The organism is Cytobacillus sp. GQ23 (assembly GCF_059758675.1).
Genome location: NZ_JCAXER010000019.1, coordinates 32,616 through 51,939, shown reverse-complemented (window position 1 = coordinate 51,939; position 19,324 = coordinate 32,616). Strand labels below are relative to the sequence as shown.

The following is a 19,324-nucleotide window of genomic DNA, read 5'->3' as shown; positions in this document are numbered from 1 at the left end:
AAGTAATGAAGACACATAAGCTGGTTATCTTGTTATATGTAATTCTTTTAATATTCCAAATAAATCCATCAAATGAAGTTCTGGCGGATAACTTTGATGATGGAGAAAAGCTGGAGTCATTTGTTAAAGAGCAAATGAACAAAGGAAAGATACCTGGATTATCTGTAGTAGTGGTGAATGGTAACGAGTCTGTTTATAAAAAAGGTTTTGGGTATGCAGATCTAGAGGACGAAAAGCCGGTTACAGAGGAAACGTTATTTGAAATTGGATCCAATAGTAAAGCATTTACAGCTCTTGCAATTTACAAGCTTGTTGAAGAAGGAAAAATAGGGCTGAACTCAAATGTGAATGAATATATACCCTGGTTTAAAATGGCGTTTCACAATGGCGACAAAAAAGTGAATGCTGATATAACCATTGAAGAACTTCTCCATCATACAAGCGGTATACCGTTTCACACAATTAAAAATATACCTGAATCAGGAAGTGATACTGCACTAGAAGATACAGTTAAAGGAGTAATGAAACAGGAGCTAAATGCATTTCCAGGTGAGGAATTTGAATATGCCAGTATTAATTATGACATTCTAGGTTTGGTAATTCAAAAGGTTACTGGCCTTTCATATGAACAATATATGGATGAAAATGTACTTGCTCCATTAGATTTGAATAATACTTTTCTTTTTAGTAATGAAACATCTTCAAGTATGGCAAAGGGATACAAACTTGCATTTTTAAAACCCATGGAATATAAAGCACCTATTTTTAGGGGGAATACTCCTGCGGGGTACTTTATTTCAAATGCAAATGATATGGAACAGTGGCTGAGATTGCAGATGGGGGAGCATGAAGCTGGTTCAGCTTTTAACGAGGCTGTTCGCGATTCTCACATACCTAATCGGTCAGTCCCCCCATCTTCTGATGGTTCATCATATTCAGGTGGATGGGAAGTTTATCAGATAGGTTCAGGCGAGGTTTCCCATTCAGGGAGCAATCCAAACTATTCTTCTTTTGTTATTTTTCGCCCGGAAGATAAAATTGGTGTTGCAGTTATGGCCAATTTAAATACTGCTATTACCGAGGATATAGGGCGAGGGGTACTTGATATGATATTAAACAGGGAAGTAATGGCTAATTCTAAAGATATGTATAAAAGCATAGACGCATTTTCTTTTACCCTGATTATATTCATGATTCCTTTTATATGTATAACTCTTTTCTTTATAACTCGAACAATTATTCAATTGATCCGTGGACAAAGGGTTCTTCAAAAGAGCAAGGCTAAACGATATGCTGTGCCATTGATTAATATACTGATAGCAGCAGTCTTAGCTTATGGAATATATAATGTTCCTTCTGTGTTTCTAACAAACATAGATTGGGGATTTGTTAAAGTTTGGGCGCCTATAACAATGTTGATTGCTGCATGGACTGTGTTAACAGCAATTGTTTTATTCTGTCTGTACTTATCTCTTATCTATGTGTTTCCTATGGAGAATAATAACAAAAACCTATTCCCTTTATTCATCTTAAGTGTAACAAGTGGATTTGGGAACGCGATGATAATATTTATCATTAATGAGGCCCTAAATCGTTCCAATAACTCCAATTTAGATTTGTTTTTGTATTTCTTTATTGGAATCCTTGTATATGTATTTGCACAGAAGCTTGTACGTACACAATTAATTACTCTTACAAATAATCTTATTTATCAAAAGAGGGTTACATTATTAAATCGAATACTCAACACTCCATATGAAAATATGGAAAGAATGAATACTGAAAAGATACAAACTACCTTAAATAATGATACAGAAGCTATAAGCAATCATGCTCCTACTATTATTACAGGGTTGACTGACTCCATTACCCTTATATGCTGTCTCGTGTATTTGGGGGTTATAAATATTTACGGCCTTCTTATTTCTATTGGGGTAATCCTACTTGCCGCAGGTATGTACTATATAGCAGGACGGTCAGCAAACAATTTGTGGGAGAGGACCCGAAACATTCAGAACATATTTTTCAGATACATTAATGATTTAATTGGCGGGTACAAAGAGTTAAGTATTGGAGAGAAAAAGCGCAACGAATTTGAGGACGATATGAAGGAAAGTTGTGAGGAATATAAAGAGAAAAGGATTAAAGGCGGACTGAAATTTGCTAATGTTTTCATAATCGGCGAGCTTCTTTTTGTCTTGGTAATTGGTGCTGTTACATTCCTTTTTCCTTTAATGTTTAAGCATATTCAAAGTGAGTTTTTACAAAGTTATGTATTCGTGTTCCTTTATATGACTGGACCAATAAACAGTATCCTTCATGCAATACCTAATGCCATTCAAATGCAAATAAGCTGGAAAAGAATAAACGAATTTCAAAACAATTTATCTTCAATGGAGAGGGAATATCCAAACACTCCTTTCGGTGTAGATAACACTAATAGCATCAATATAAAAGTAAGTGAAGTAGGGTACCAGTATGATAAAAAAAATCGTGATTCTTTCCATGTAGGGCCGTTTAATTGTGAATTTAAGTCTAATGAAATCACATTTATTACAGGTGGAAATGGCAGTGGGAAATCGACGTTTGCAAAGTTATTAACGGGCTTATATGTCCCGGATCAAGGAAAGATTCTCGTGAACGATAAGGAAATCGGCAGTGACGAGTTAGGAGAATTATATTCTGCTATATTTAGTGACTATTACTTGTTTAAAAAAGTGTATGGAGTAGATTGCTCAAAGAAAAGACAGAAGATTGAAAAATACTTAAAAAAGCTGCGTATGGATCAAAAGGTAAGTATAGAAAATGGGACATTAAGTACAACTAAATTATCCACCGGCCAAAGAAAGAGACTTGCTTTATTAATAAGCTATTTAGACGAGAAACCGATTTATCTATTTGATGAATGGGCAGCAGATCAAGATCCGGAATTCAGGCATCTTTTTTATATGGAGATACTCCCTGAATTGAAAGAGGAAGGTAAATGCATCATAGCCATAACTCATGACGATCGTTACTTCTATGTCGCTGATCAAATAATAAAGATGGAAAGGGGCCAGGTGATTGAGTTAACAGACAACTCTAGGAGTGAAGCTTTTTACAATCAAAAGGAGGAACTTGCTAATGGCTAAATTGGATAAACAAAATGTAGAGGACATAGTAAGTTTAACCCCAATTCAAAAGGGGATTTTGTTTCATTATTTAAAAGAACCCCAAAGTGATGAATATTTTGAGCAAATATCTTTAAGAATTGAAGGATCCATTGATGTAGAAATGTTTAAAAAGGCATGGAATATAGTGGTTCAGACAAATGAACAATTAAGAACAGTTTTTCGCTGGGATAAAGTCAAAGAGCCGATTCAAGTCGTGCTAAAAAAGCATGAGCCGAAAATTTCCTACTATGATTTTAGGAAGACAGAGCCATTAAATAATAGGAGTAATGTACAAGCGGTCAAAAAAGAGGATATGAAAAAGAAATTTGACCTTCGCTATGTACCGTTTCGGATCACACTTTGTAAATTAGAAGAAGATGTTTATGAGTTGATTATAAGTAATCATCATATTTTATATGACGGTTGGAGTAATGGAATTATTCTTAAAGAATTTTTACAGGCTTATGAGAGCCTGGCGAATTTAACAGAAATAAATATTCCAAATAAAAAGAAGTATAAAGACTTTGTTAAATTTATTACTAGTCAGGACAAAAATGAGCAGAAGGTGTTTTGGGAAGAGTATCTGAATGGATTCGATAGCCCATCGATGTTAGAACAAAAAAGAGCTAGAACAGACGTTAATCGCAGTGATAGACATATCAGCATTAATTTATCGAAAAAAAAGCTGGATGAGTTTTCGAAAACAAATCAAGTTACACTTGCATCCTTAATTTATACAATCTGGGGATTGGTTCTGCAAAAGAATAACAGGACGAATGATGTTGTTTTCGGGACCACATTATCAGGCAGAGCAGGAACATTCTCAGGAATAGAAAATATGGTGGGACTATTCATTAATACTTTACCGTTGCGGGTGACCAAGAAATCTGGTGACACTTCTGCTGATTTAGTTAAGTCTGTTAACAAAACGATTCTTGATTGGGAAAGATATGGACATACACCGTTACCAGATATTAAAAGATATAGTCAGATAAATGATAGTACAGAACTATTTGATTCTATTGTTGTTTTTGAAAACTATCCTTTGGATCAAAAGGTTTTAAATAAGGAATCTGCTATTTCATTTCACTCGTATTCAGCATTTGAAATGACCAATTATGAATTAACAATAAGTGTAATTTCTTTAGAAGATATTGAGGTTACTTTTAGTTATAATGAGCAACTGTTTAAAGATGATTTCATTGAAAATTTATCTAATAGTTTTAAAATAATCACTGATCAAATTTTGCAAAATAAACCATTAGATGAAATCGAAACTGTATCTAAGGAAGAAAAAAATGTTATCTTGAAGAATTTTAATAATACCTCAAAACCTGCGAATTTAGCCTTAACTGTAACCGAAATGTTTAAACAACAGGTGAACCGTACACCGGATCAAGCAGCAGTGGTATATAAGGACCAATCTCTTACCTATTCAGAATTAGATCATCTAACAAATAAGTTATCACATACTTTGTTAAGTAATGGAGTCTCAAAAGGTGACATAATTGGAATAATGACCAATCCTTCAATAAATATGATTGCAGGAATTCTGGCTATTATTAAGTCTGGAGCTGCATACATGCCTATAGATCCTCAAAATCCGGAGGATCGGACAAAGCATATGCTTCTGGATACTAATTGCCGTTTTTTATTAACAGATACGGATTCTGTAAAAGGCAATGATTATATTTTTGAAGACTTCCATAATACTTTATTGTGTTTAGATGATGAGAATAACTATTCTTCGTACTCAGAAAGTCCAACTATAGATTTGACCGGATCCGATTTATTCACAGTATTTTACACTTCAGGGACTACAGGAAAACCAAAAGGAGTATTGATCGAACATAAAAACGTAATAAATGTAGTTGAGTGGTTTGGGAATACGTATGAAATGGGAAAGGGTAAAAACCTTTTGCAATTAACAAATTATGTGTTTGATCCAAGTGTGGAAGACTTTTTTGGAACATTATTATTTGGCTCTACATTACATATTGCTGAAAGAGATTTAATACAGAATACAGATAGTTTTTGTGAATATGTAAATAAGCATCAGATTCATATTATTAACTTTATTCCAACTGTCCTCAAAGGTTTATTGTGCCATGACCGAAAACTCCCCAGCTTGAAGACAGTCATCTCAGGTGGTGAAGCACTTGAAGAGTCTTTAAAGGATGAATTAATTCAAAGGGGTTACGATTTATATAATAATTATGGTCCAACGGAGACAACAGTTGATGCCTTAAGTAAAAAGTGTACACCAGGAAAAGTAACATTAGGTAAACCTATATCTAATGTTAGATGCTATGTTATGGATCAAGACAGGAACTTAAATCCTATCGGAGTATCCGGGGAATTATATATTGCTGGATCTGGTGTTGCCAGAGGATATCTGAACCTGGAAAAAACGACTGAAGAGAGTTTCTATACTGATCCTTTTTATCCCAATGAAAGAATGTATAAGACAGGTGATATAGCAAGGTGGCTGCCAGAGGGAGAGATTGAATTTCTTGGAAGGGCAGATCAGCAGGTTAAAATTAGAGGTTACAGAATTGAACTTGGGGAAATCACTCATTCACTCCTGATACAGAAAAATATTATAGATGCGACAGTAATTGATTGGGAAAACCAATACGGGAATAAGGTTCTTTGTGCTTACGTTGTGTCAGATCAGGAAGTTAATGTACAAGAAATAAAAGAACAATTAAAAGAAAAATTACCTGAATATATGGTGCCACACTATTTTATTCAAATAGATAAAATACCTTTAACATCAATCGGGAAAATTGATAGAAAAAATCTTCCCGAACCTGCTATGGATATAAATAAAGTATTTACTCCTCCTATAACTAATATAGAAAAAGAGCTGGTGGAAATATGGTCGTCCGTCCTTGGCATCGATCAAATAGAAATCAGTACAAGTGATAACTTTTTTGAACTAGGGGGAGATTCGATTTTAAGCATTCAAATAGCAGGCAGGTGCATACAAAAAGGAATAGAGATGTCTGTAAGTAAAATGTTTCAGTATCCTACTATTTCAGAATTAGCCAATGCTGTAAATTGGGTGGGAAAAGAAGAAAAAGATGTCCAAGCTGCTATATCGGGAGAGGTCTCCCTAACACCCATTCAAAAATGGTTTTTCAATCAAAATATAAGGAACTGGCACCATTGGAACCAATCTATATTGCTGGAAACAGGTGCAGATATAGAGCCTGAAAAACTTAAGCTAAGTCTAATAAAGCTTACTGAATATCATGATAGTTTCAGACTTAGATTTCAGCAAAAAGAGAATAAGTGGGTACAATGGTACGCTGAAGGCCAGAGTCATATACTATTCAACGAATATGACATGGAAAATCAAGCTGTCAACATGGAAGAAGTTATTAACGAATTGCAGTGTGGATTAAATATAACTGAAGGCCCATTAATACGTGCAGCCTATTTTAAATATGGCAGTAAGACAGAAGGTAAGCTGTTTATTACTGCACATCATTTAGTAGTAGATGGTTATTCCTGGAGAATTATTTTAGAAGATTTGCATAATATATACGGTCAATTAGATGTCAAAGGAGAAGTTCAACTGCCGGCGAAAAGCATCTCTTTTAAGGAATGGTCTGAAAAACTTTATGAGTTTGCCAATTCAACAAAGTTGAAAAATGAAGTTGAATATTGGAAGGAGCAAATCCCATCTTCTCTAGATCCTATTCCGATTGATTTCAAAAATGGACCTAACGATGAGAAATCGGCTAATACTCTTTCTTATACATTAACTGCAAATGATACTGATTATCTCCTTCATAAAATACATGATTCGTTTAATACAAGAGTTGATGACATCCTTCTTTCCGGCTTGTCTCAAACAATTGGGAATTGGAGTGGGAAAACACTCGTTGATTTGGAGGGGCACGGCAGAACTCCATTACTTAAAGAACATGATACTTCTCGGACAGTTGGCTGGTTCACTTGTGTATATCCTATGGTGCTGGGAGATTTACATTCCAATAATCAGACTGATGGCTTGATCATGCAAACTAAAGAGAGGTATAGAAATATACCAAATAGTGGTGTCGGCTTTGAGATACTGCAATATTTATCTAGTGGAGAGATTCGCAGTGAAATTCTTTTAAAGCCTAAGGCACAAATTAGTTTTAATTATCTCGGCCAATCAAGACAGATTTTTAAAGACAAAAACACCTTTAAGATTAGTGATGTGAACTCTGGCATAGCGCGTGATCTGAATGGACTAAGAAGTCATCTGATAGATATAGATTGTATGATAGTAAATGGACAGCTGCGCATAGATTGGAAGTATAGTGAAAATACCCATAAAAAAGAAACAATTGATACGTTAGCTAACGAATATATTAATCGATTGAGAGAAATCATTCATTTCTGTAAAAGTGTTCATAACACTCATTTTACTCCAACCGATTTTCCATTAGTCTCAATAAATCAAAAACAAATCGATTACTTATTTGATAAGTTCTCTTCTATTGAGGATATCTTGTCATTATCCCCTGTGCAGAAAAGCATGGTATTCCATAATATCTATTCACCGGATTCTTCTGTCGCGGTGGAACAAACTATTTTTTCAATTAATTCCGATTTAGATGTTGAAGTCTTTAAAGAGGTTTGGCAAACATTATTGAATCGCCACGAAAGCCTTAGAGCGTCCTATCATTGGGAAGATTTAGAAGAACCTGTCCAAGTTGTACACAAAGATTTGGATGTGCCTTATAAGTTCTTTAATTGGAGCCAGTATACTGAATCAGAACGCTCGGATTTATTAGAAAAATATATAGAAAAAGATCGCCAAACTGGTTTTGATATTTCAAACCCGCCTTTAATGAGAATAACCGTTATTCAAGAAGGGGACCAGGCTTTTGAGGTAATTTGGACTCATCATCATTTGCAGCTGGATGGTTGGTGCAATAGCATCCTTCTTAAGGAAATCGGAGAGTTATATAATGCATACTGTGCAGGTGCAGAAATTGACTTGGGTGATGCAGTACCATATAAAGAGTATGTAAAATGGTTATGCAAGCAAGATGATCATAATCTGGAAATATTCTGGAAAGAACAATTGAAAGGTTTTAAAACTCCGCTGCGTTTTGGTGATATTTTCACAAAAAAAGCAGAAGTAACGAACAGTCCAACATATGGTGACGTTATTTTTAATATATCAAGTAAAAAGAAAGAGGAATTACAGAATTTTGCTAAAGATCATAAGTTAACCCTAAGTACCTTGATCCAGGGAGCATGGGCTATTTTATTAAATCAATATTCGAATGAAAGTGATGTAGTCTTTGGAGTGACATCATCAGGAAGGCCTGCTGACCTGAACAGGTCAGATCAGATGATTGGGTGCTTTATGAACACGTTGCCATTCCGTACAAATCTCCATCAGATCATGAGTCTCACTTCATGGTTAAAAGATTTACAACTTAAACTGGTTGAGATGCGGCAATATGAGCATGCATCGCTTGCTGACATTCGCAGATGGAGTGAAGTTCCAAGAAATTCTGCTCTATACGACCTTTATGAGAGTATTGTGATTGTTGAGAATTACCCCTTTGATGAGGCTTTAAAAGATGGTATTGGCAAATTGCAAGTAGAGTCTGTCCGAGTGGAAGAGCAAATGGACTATCCGATTGTATTATATTGTAACCTGCAGCCAGAATTACATTTTAAACTTCTTTATGATACAAAGTTCTTAAATGAAAAAGAGGCGCGTCAACTTATTACGCATTTAACCAATATTTTATGGGAGATGATGAGAGGGCATGACATAAAAATGGATGACATAACCATGCTTTCTGAATATGAAAAATCATTTCTGTTAAAAGAGAATAATCAAACTCATTTAGATTACCCTCATGCATGCTTTCATGATTTATTTGCAGATCAAGTAAAAAAGAGAAATAACGAGCCTGCGGTGATACAAGGCGATCAAGTACTTACTTACAAAGAAATGGATACTTTATCAAATCAACTGGCACATAAATTGATAAGGGAAGGTATCGGTCCTGATAGTCCGGTCGGAATTTACCTTGAAAGATCCCCGAAAATGGCTGTTTGTATACTGGCTATTTTAAAGGCAGGGGGAGCATTTCTGCCGATTGATGCTGATTATCCTGGTGACAGAGTGAATCTAATGCTAACTGATGCAAAGGTACCGATTCTATTAAGTCAATCCTCCCTTGTGGAAAAGGTGCCAGTGCATGATGGCAACACTATATTGATTGACAAAGAATGGGACACATTAGAACTAGAACCGAAACATACGCCAAACACTGAAGTGAAGCCTGATAACCTGGCTTATGTCATTTATACTTCAGGTTCATCTGGGAAGCCAAAAGGGGTGATGATGCCTCACGAAGCGGTAGTTAGTCATTCAATTGATATAATAAACCAATTTAATCTGGTACCAGAAGACCGGGTGCTTCAGTTTTCATCTATAAGCTTCGACATATCTTTGGAGCAAATTTTCTCCACATTCGCTGCAGGAAGTACTTTGGTATTCAGGGATAAAGATTTATGGACACCAAGCCAGTTTTCAAAAAGGTGTGCTGAACTGGATTTATCTGTTATAAATCTACCAACCTCCTATTGGGCAGAAATTGTACAGGCCTGGCATTCCAGACCACAAGAGATTCCAGACTGTAACTTAAAAATAGTAGTTGTTGGCGGTGAGCAAATGCCAGCAGAGAAAGTTAAGTTATGGGAACAAATGAAGTTAGAGCATGTGAACCTTTTAAATGCTTATGGACCTGCAGAAACGGCTATGACAAGTACACTATATAAAGTATCTGGCAATGGGACTAAGAGTGGAGACTTAAAATTTATCCCTGTCGGAAAACCGCTGGCAAACAGAAGAATTTATATTCTCAACGATCAATTAAAGCCTGTTCCAGCAGAAGTAAAGGGCGAAATTCATATTGGGGGCATACCATTAGCAAGAGGCTACCTGAATAAACCGCAAATGACACAGGATAAGTTTATAGAAGATCCCTATCATACTGGATATGGTTCCAAATTATATAAAACGGGTGATATTGGTAAAGTTCTTCCTGATGGCAATATTCAAGTATTGGGCAGAAAAGATGATCAATTAAAAATACGAGGCCATCGAATTGATATTGGAGAAATTGAAGCAACTCTTAGTCAATATAAACAATTTACCGAAGCAGTAGTAGTTGCTAAAGAGCGTGATACTGGGGAAAAGTATCTTGTCATGTTTTACGTAACGTCTTCTAACGATATTGACAAGGCTAGTATTAGGACGTTACTTGCTAAAAAGGTACCTGAGTATATGATCCCTTCATTCTTTTTAAAAATGGATAAGTTCCCTTTAAGTCCTAATGGTAAGATTGACCGTAAAGCACTTTCTGCTATGAAGGTTGATGTCGACTTTGCTGAGCAGGTTCAAAAACCAACTAATGAGATTCAAAAAAGGTTACTCGATATATGGGAGAAAATACTTGGGATTAAAGGAATAGGCATCAATCATCACTTCTTTGAAGTTGGCGGACAATCACTCAGTGCGATTACACTAGTGTCAAAGATCAACATGGAATTTGGGGTTGAACTGCCTCTTGCAGATGTGTTTGAGTCTCCTACAATAGCAGAGTTATCGCTAATTATTGAGAAAACTAAAAAGGTTGATAATAAATATCTGCCAATTACATTAGTGGATAAAAAAGCATACTATGAAGTCTCTCCTGCCCAGAAAAGAATGTATATAGTTGATCAGCTGGCTGATAAGAATATCAGCTATAATATCTCCGGGGCAGTAGTTCTTGAGGGGGATGTAAACGCATCTCATATAGAAAAGACTTTCCAAATGTTAATAAACCGTCATGAAAGCTTAAGAACTTCATTTGATCAAGTTAACGGGGAAGTTGTACAAAGAGTTCATGATGAGGTTTCCTGGTCAATGGAACACTTTGTTTCCGATGAAGAGAACATCTCAGAGGTTATTGAAAGTTTTATAAGGCCATTTAATTTAAATGATTGTCCTTTATTTAGAGTAGGCTTAATTAAGGTGTCATCTGCTAAATTCGTTTTAGCATATGATATGCATCATATTATAGCAGACGGACTTTCAGTTGCAGTGCTGATAAGGGAATTTGCCAGCTTATACGAAAATCAGGAATTACCTCCTATAAATATTCAATATAAGGATTTTTCATCATGGCAAAATGAACTAATTAAATCTGGTTATTTTGACAAACAAAAACACTTTTGGCTTAAAACCTTCTCAGGTAATATACCATTGTTAGATCTGCCGACAGACTTTACTAGACCAGAGTCAGCATTGTCTAAAGGAGATAGCATAAGTTTCCGCTTAGATTCAGATTTAAGCAAGAGACTTAAGCAGTTCTCAAAAGAAAACGGAGTAACTTTATACACACTTTTACTTTCTGCATTTACTATTCTTCTTGCTAAACACAGCGGTCAAGATGATATTGTCGTTGGTACTCCAGTTGCTGGAAGGACACAGGCTGAAATGAAAAGTGTTGTGGGCATGTTTGTAAATACCTTGCCACTTAGATCTAACCCAAAGGACAACTTGCAACTTGGTGAATTTATTAAGAAGGTTGCTGCATCTACTGTTGAGGCCTTAGAGAATCAGGATTACCCTTTCGAGATGTTAGTTGACGATTTAGATATTTTAAGAAGTTTGAACCATCATCCATTGTTTGATGTGATGTTTGCGTTTGAGAATGTTGATAACGCACAAGCAGATGTGAAAGATTTTGAAATTAAGCCATTTGATATTTCTAGTAAGTCAAGCAAATTTGATTTAGAGCTTAAGGTAACTGAACAAGATAAGCAATTGCAATTTGTCTTGGAATACAATAAAGGCTTATTTGCTGCCAGCAGTATATCAAGAATGGCTAATCATTTATTGATCATTTTAAACCAAATAGCAGATGACCCTAAAAAGAAAATAGGAGCGGTTAATTTAGTTACACCAGAAGAGAACCATGTCATAGAAAGGGTTAATGATACAGAATATAATTTTCCGTCTGAAAAAACGGTGAAGCAGCTGTTTGAAGAACAAGCGATTAAACATTCTTCTCGTGTAGTCCTTGTTACTAGCGAAGGTGAACTAACATATAGTGAATTAAATAAACAGGCTAATAAACTAGCCCATACCTTAATTAGTAAAGGATTCGGCCCAGACAAAGTAATTGGCCTCTATGCTCAGCCATCTGTTGAGTTGATGGTGGGCTTACTAGCCATTATTAAAACGGGTGCTGCCTATCTTCCAATTGACCCAGAGTTTCCGGATTACCGCATTTCACTTATTTTGGACCAAAGTCGACCTCAAGTGATATTGGCTCAGTCTCACTTGCTAAATTCGTTAGATAGTAAATATCAGGTTTTGGAATTAGAAGATGAAAGCATATATACAAATGATAGTTCAAATCCGGCAAATCGAAGTACGAGTGATAACAATCTATATGTGATTTATACTTCTGGTACTACCGGGGTGCCAAAAGGAGTACCTATAAAGAACAAAAGTGTTGTTAACTATATAACCTGGTTCTCAAGAGTCGCGTCATTGTCTTTTACAGATAAGACCATACTATTATCATCGTTTGCATTTGATTTAGGCTACACAAGTCTTTATAGCTCGTTACTGAATGGCAGTGAACTTCACTTGCTGACCAGAGAGGAGTATTCCATCCCTGACAATCTCTTAAAGTATTTAGCCGATAGAAATATTAGCTATATTAAACTTACTCCTTCACTATTTACTCACATGGTAAATAGTAATTCTCTTAATAAATATCAAAGTGAATTAGACTTAAAAATGGTCGTCTTAGGTGGAGAGAAGTTATCTTCAAGAGATGTTCTTAAATTCAACAATCTCTATCCGAATACACATATAATGAACCATTACGGCCCTACAGAAAGTACAATAGGTTCTGTTGCAAGGATCATTAATTTTAAGCACACTAAAGATCAATCAGCTGAAGGAATTATTGGACAGCCAATTGATAATACTCAAATTTATGTGCTTGATAAAATCGGAAATGTGTTGCCGTTGGGAGTAAAGGGTGAGATATGTATAGCTGGTATCGGAGTGACCGAAGGATACATCAATGATTCTTCGTTAAATACAGAAAAATTTATTAAGTTGAATAAAAAAGGAGAACAGAAGTGTCTCTATAAGACGGGGGATGCTGGAAGGTTAACTCATGATGGTCAAATTGAATACCTCGGCAGGATGGATAACCAATTAAAAATTAAAGGGTATCGAGTAGAGCTTGAGGAAATCATAACCGTTCTCAAACAACACTCTGCTGTCAGAGATGCAGTAGTTGTACCGATGTTACAGGATGATAATAGGGAACAAGAACTTGTCGCTTACATGGTATTGACAGAAGAAGAGGACGGAACCGGTGTCAGAGAGTTTCTTTCTCAATCTCTGCCATATTATATGCGGCCTTCTAAGTATATCCGGGTAAATTTAATACCACTAAAACCGAATGGAAAGGTTGATGTCCGTGGTCTTTCACGGCAAATTGAAATGACATCAATTCCTTTACAAAGTGTTGAACCAACAGATCCGGTCGATTTAAAAATTTCAGATATTTGGAAGAAGATTTTGGATGTGGATAAAACAGGATTAAATGAATCATTTTTTGAACTTGGTGGGAACTCACTAAAATTAATGCAAGTAACAGTCGATATTCACAAAGAATTTAGAGTGAATATACCGCTTAGAGAATCATTTAAAAATCCGACCATTGCAGGAATGGGCAAGTTTATAAAAGACTCGCCCATAAATTCTTATAGTTCGATAGAACCTGTGAAAAATAAAAGATTTTACGATCTTTCATCTGCACAGAAGAGAATGTACGTCCTGCAGCAAATGGAAGGTGTTGGGACAGCCTATAACATGCCTAGGGCTACACTTTTAGAAGGAGAACTTTCTCTCACTGAGTTACAAAGAGCTTTAAATGAGCTTATAAGTAGAAATGAAGCTCTCAGAACATCTTTTAAAATAGTTAATGGGGAACCGAAACAACATATAACAGATGAAGTTAAGGTTGAAATTGAAGTAATAGAAGCAGGAGAGAGCCCACAAAGCTTTAATTCTAGTCTGGAACATTGGTTTGAGGATTTCATACGGCCATTTGAGTTACACGCGGCCCCTTTGATTAGAGTCAAATTGATTCAATTATCATGGGATACCCATATTCTGCTTACAGATATGCACCATATCATATCAGATGGGCATTCAGTGAATGTTATGCTAGAGGAACTGGCATACTTGTACGAAGGTAGGTTACTGCAGGATAAGACCATTCAATATAAGGATTTTGCTGTTTGGCAGAATAAATTCCTCCAGTCTCCTGAAGCGAATAAGCAAAAGGAATACTGGTTAAGCGATCTTTCTGGAGAGTTACCAGTATTAAATATTCCAACAGACTACCCGAGACCGGAGCTTCAGAATTTCGAAGGGGAGAGTTTGTCATTTAATACGGGGATAGTTCTGAAGAAGCGATTAGAAGAATTTTGTTACAATGCAGATATCACAATGAATATGTTAATATCTGCTGCTTACAGTATTCTGCTATCGAAATACACATCACAGGAAGAAATTGTAATTGGTTTACCAATTATCGGGAGAGGCCATTTTGATACACAAAATATGATTGGTATGTTTGCAAATACGATTGTATTGAGAAGTTTTCCGGAAAAGAATAAGACCTTTGAGAAAATCTTATTAGAGGTGAAAGACAAACTAATCAAAGCATACGACAACCAGGACGTTCAGTTTGATATGTTATTAGATATGTTAGATATCAGGAGGGAAAATGGCAGAAACCCTATCTTTTCTACTATGCTGGCATTGCAAGATGATGCTGGGCTTAACAGATTTATAGGTGATATTAAGTTAACACCTGTTCAATACCATCATAAAATATCTAAATTTGATTTTTCACTCTATGTAGACATAGGAGAAAACATTGAATTTGAATTGGAGTATGCAAAAAAATTATTTAAGCATGAAACTATAGAAAAGTTTGCTAAAGATATTATCTTTATTTTGGAAACCGCAGTAACCAATCAGGATATTAAATTGAAAGATATTGATGTTGATAGTTTAATAGTAAGAAATCAAGAGATTGAAGAGGTCATGTTCAAATTCTAAATATCACATAAAATAACAAAGACCCTATAAAGTTTATTAACTTTATTAGGGTCTTTTAAGTATGGGGAAGCTAAAGCACAAATTACAAGTAGGAGAAGATATAGCCACGTGATATGTGCATTACGTAAGTGAACTTGAAATTAAGTGATTCTCCTTCTCAATTTGCTTGATGTTGCCGAAAGCGTAGGAAAAATTAATGAAAGTATTATGGATGAGATACCTGATGTGGTAATTGACATCAGACACAAGCTGATCGAAAATGGTGAGCGCTCAGAAACGATCAGGGATAGTATGACTCAATTGTATAACTGGAAGGGAGAAGCCAAAGAACGCGCAAGTCAATGGTCGGCAGATTTCTTCCTGGAACCTCTAAAAAGATCCATCGATTGGCAGGCAAACGGTATGATATAATCCAAACAAGAAAGAGGCTGGATTCGCTCATGCGAGCTGATTAATTTCGGTCCGAAGGGGTAGGAGGGTCCTTTTACTGGTTTTGGCAGCGCTAATTCTGCAGGAATGTAATGATATGCCTATGGATGAAAAAGAAGAGATCGTAGGAAAGTCCACAGAATCTGCAGTTCTATTTTAAGGAGCAAAAAGCGTGGGACGTTGTAATCAATGAGCATGAGTTCACAGATCGTACATATGGGTCAGAAATATTTCTTTTCGGATATGAGAAGGGAATAAAGACAACCGGGTTCATGCAATGGTCAATTTTGCTGAAGGAAAATATGAAGTTTCATTAATTAAATTTGACGAAGATAAGTAAGTATTTTCATCTCAACTATATTCCATTAATAGTATTACTATATCAGAGCCCGGTTTTATCCGGTGTTCTTTTTTGTTTTAAAAGAATTCGTATAGATTTTGTTTTTGCTTGTAAGAAACAGAAAATGGTTAATTTAGTTAATAAATGATAAAATAAGCAGTTGTAAACCCTCAAGAAACGGGGTCATACCATGAAATCCTACTGGCTATGGATCTTACTAAACTTAATTGTGTGGCCATTTGCCATCGCCTATCTACAACTTCCTGTAAATCAATTACCAGCATACATATTGGGAGCAGCCCTTTACTTCCTGCTCTTTTTTATCGTTCCTATGTTTCAAAAAAAGCTTAATTTATTATTGCTCATCCTATGCACGAATACGATCATAGCAGCAGCAATCCTATTTCCCTACAATCACGACTTTAACCCTTTTCTCATTCTGATTATATCCATGCTAATCGCCGAGGGCTTTTATCGCCTGCCGCTTCGGTACAGCATAGGGAATGGGATACTTGGAGTACTGAGTTTAGAAATCACGGCTATATATAGTAATCTTGATATTTCTCATCAAATTTTTATAGCTATTTACATTCTTTTTTTCTTCCTAGCCCTCATCCATTATAAAAAAATGAAGAACCAGCTAATCGATCTGGCCGCAAGGTATGAGGCCATTTTGGGTGAGTTTCGTGATGTAAAGAGGCGAGCAGTCTCAGAGGAGGAGCTGGCCAGGCAGGAGGAGCGGGTGCTGATTGCCCATGAAATCCATGATTCGGTTGGCCATAAGCTGACAGCTCTCATCATGCAGCTGGAAATGTTTCGGCTCCAAGCCTCTAAGCAGGAACAGGAACGAGTGGAATCATTAAAGAAACTGGCGAATGAAAGCCTTGATGAAACACGCAGGGCTGTCAAATCCCTGAAAGCTAACGACACCGGCGGCCTTCCAGGCATCCTGCGTTTAATTCGTAAGCTTGAGCTCGAAAACATGATGCACATCCATTTCTCTGTCAAATACGGGGCCTTTTCCGCTCCGCTGACGGGTGAACAATCCTTTGTGATCTACAGATCCGTCCAGGAAGCATTAACCAACATCATGAAGCATAGTGATGCAAAAGAAGCAGACATCACCTTCGAAGCACCCGGCGGCAGCATCTTCCGATTCGAAATACGGAACCCGGTAACCGGAAAAAATACCTATCACGAAGGCTTCGGACTAAGTCAGATGCGGCAGCGTTTAGAGAAACATAATGGCGGATTAAAAGTGTACCAAACCGAAGGACACTTCATAGTTAACGGATATATTAAAATAATTTCGCACTCGTAAAGGCTCTTAAGAGGTTAATCAAGTATTATCACTGAGTTGATTGAAGCGTAAGGCGCGAGACTCCAACGGGAGCAGCGGGACAGCTGAGACCCCACAGACGCAAAGTGTCGAGGAGGCTCAGCGCCCGCCTCGTGGAAAGCGAGTGCGTGGAGCGGAAGTCAACGGGAAACATTCAAAGACATTCTATGAATAGAGGTGACAGCCATGATTCGAATCCTCCTAGCCGAAGACCAGGTAATGGTCAGACAAGGCTTAAAAATGATGATCGAAACCGAAGAAGCATTCAAAGTAACAGGAGAAACAGACAACGGCAAAGAAGCCATCGCCCTCTGTGAAAATAGTCAATTCGACATTGCCATCCTCGATATCCGCATGCCTGTCATGGATGGACTAAAAGCGGCGAAGATCATCCAATCCCGCTGGCCCCAGACAAAAATCCTCATGCTGACAACCTTCGATGACGATGATTATGTCATGGAGGCACTCCGGATTGGCGTGAGCGGCTACATCCTAAAAAACGGTGACACGGACTCACTGCTCCGTTCAATCAGGAGTGCACAAAAGGGCGGCTTATCCATAGAAGAAGGGGTTGCTGCAAAGGTCGTTCCCCAACTAATGAAACAGCAGGACAGCAAGGAACCTGATCCATCCCTAACACCAAGAGAGCGAGCTATCCTTAAATGCATCGGGGAAGGTCTCAGCAATAACGAAATTGCGGATCAGCTCGCCATTTCAGTCGGCACCGTGAAAAACAACACAAGCCAGATACTAGCGAAATTAGATTTAAGAGACCGGACGCAGCTCGCCATCTATGCGATCCGCCATAACCTTGTTTAAATTTTAATTAAAATGATTAAAGTAATGGTGAAATACATAACTCGTGACGGGAGACAGTAGTGAAGCTGTTTCCTTTTTTATATCCTGAATGTATCAACTCAGCAAAAGGAGTGCGAAACCATGCTCGAAACAGTCAAACTGACGAAAAGCTATAAAGATAAAAAAGTAGTGGATGAAATTAACCTATACCTGAACGCGGGGGAATCAGTCGGTCTGCTTGGACCGAACGGAGCCGGCAAATCAACCACAATTTCCATGATGTCCTCCCTCATCCGGCCGACATCGGGGGATGTGAAGCTTGATGGAAAAAGCACGATTCAAAACCCTTCAGAACTTCGAAAAGTGCTGGGGGTGGTACCGCAGGAAATTGCCCTCTATGAGGAATTATCAGCATATGAAAACCTGAAGTTTTTCGGTAAAGCCTACCGGGTGGAGAAGGAGACCCTGGAGGTCCGCATACAGGAAGTACTGGACATGGTCGGTTTAAAGGATCGCCAAAAGGAATTGATCAAAACGTTCTCAGGCGGCATGAAACGAAGAATCAATATTGCCGCTGCCCTGCTGCATAATCCAAGAATTCTCATCCTTGATGAGCCGACTGTCGGCATTGATCCTCAGTCGAGAAACCATATTTTAGAGACCGTCCGGGAGTTAAACCAGACTCATGGCACGACCGTCCTGTACACGAGCCATTACATGGAGGAAGTCGAGCAATTATGCAATCGGGTCTACATTATGGACCATGGAAAAATTATCGCCACAGGCAGCAAGGAAGAATTGCTCAGTATTTTATCCAGTGAAGATACGATCAGGGTTCAGCTCAGCAAAAGAAGTGATGTATTCACAGACAAAATTAAAGCCTTGCCGGACGTCCTTCAAGTGGAACAAACGAAAGAGGGTCTGCGCATTTTGGCGAAAAAGAATCACAGTTTGTTAAGCAGCCTGGTCCATGCTGCTGATCAGGAGGGCATGCAAATCATGAATTATCAAGTGGAAATTCCTAGCCTGGAGGACGTTTTCCTGCACCTGACAGGGAAGACGTTACGGGATTAAGGAGAGATGAAATC

At 37.2% G+C, this 19,324-nt stretch carries 6 protein-coding genes; all 6 read left to right on the top strand.

Features of this window, described 5'->3' with window-relative positions; translation table 11 throughout:
• Nucleotides 1-5: 5 nt before the first annotated feature.
• On the top strand, nt 6-3,131 hold the full coding sequence (locus tag AC6CHU_RS16520; protein WP_498122367.1) for a cyclic peptide export ABC transporter: 3,126 nt from the start codon (nt 6-8) through the stop codon (nt 3,129-3,131).
• Entirely contained in the window at nt 3,124-15,330 is a 12,207-nt protein-coding gene (locus tag AC6CHU_RS16515) for an amino acid adenylation domain-containing protein (protein ID WP_498122365.1), read from the top strand. Before AC6CHU_RS16520 ends, AC6CHU_RS16515 begins: the two co-directional genes overlap by 8 nt.
• A 207-nt stretch (nt 15,331-15,537) precedes the next feature.
• Nucleotides 15,538-15,741 carry a hypothetical protein gene (locus AC6CHU_RS16510; protein WP_498122363.1) on the top strand — a complete coding sequence of 68 codons (204 nt, stop codon included), beginning with the start codon at nt 15,538-15,540 and terminating at the stop codon, nt 15,739-15,741.
• 548 nt (nt 15,742-16,289) lie between these two features.
• Entirely contained in the window at nt 16,290-17,420 is a 1,131-nt protein-coding gene (locus AC6CHU_RS16505; protein WP_251284134.1) for a sensor histidine kinase, read from the top strand.
• 204 nt (nt 17,421-17,624) lie between these two features.
• Nucleotides 17,625-18,257, top strand: coding sequence for a response regulator (locus AC6CHU_RS16500; protein WP_251284135.1), 633 nt, complete (start codon nt 17,625-17,627; stop codon nt 18,255-18,257).
• A 120-nt stretch (nt 18,258-18,377) separates the two neighbouring features.
• Nucleotides 18,378-19,310 (top strand): ABC transporter ATP-binding protein, encoded by a 933-nt coding sequence (locus AC6CHU_RS16495; RefSeq protein ID WP_159864514.1) that lies wholly within the window; start codon nt 18,378-18,380, stop codon nt 19,308-19,310.
• Nucleotides 19,311-19,324 lie beyond the last annotated feature (14 nt).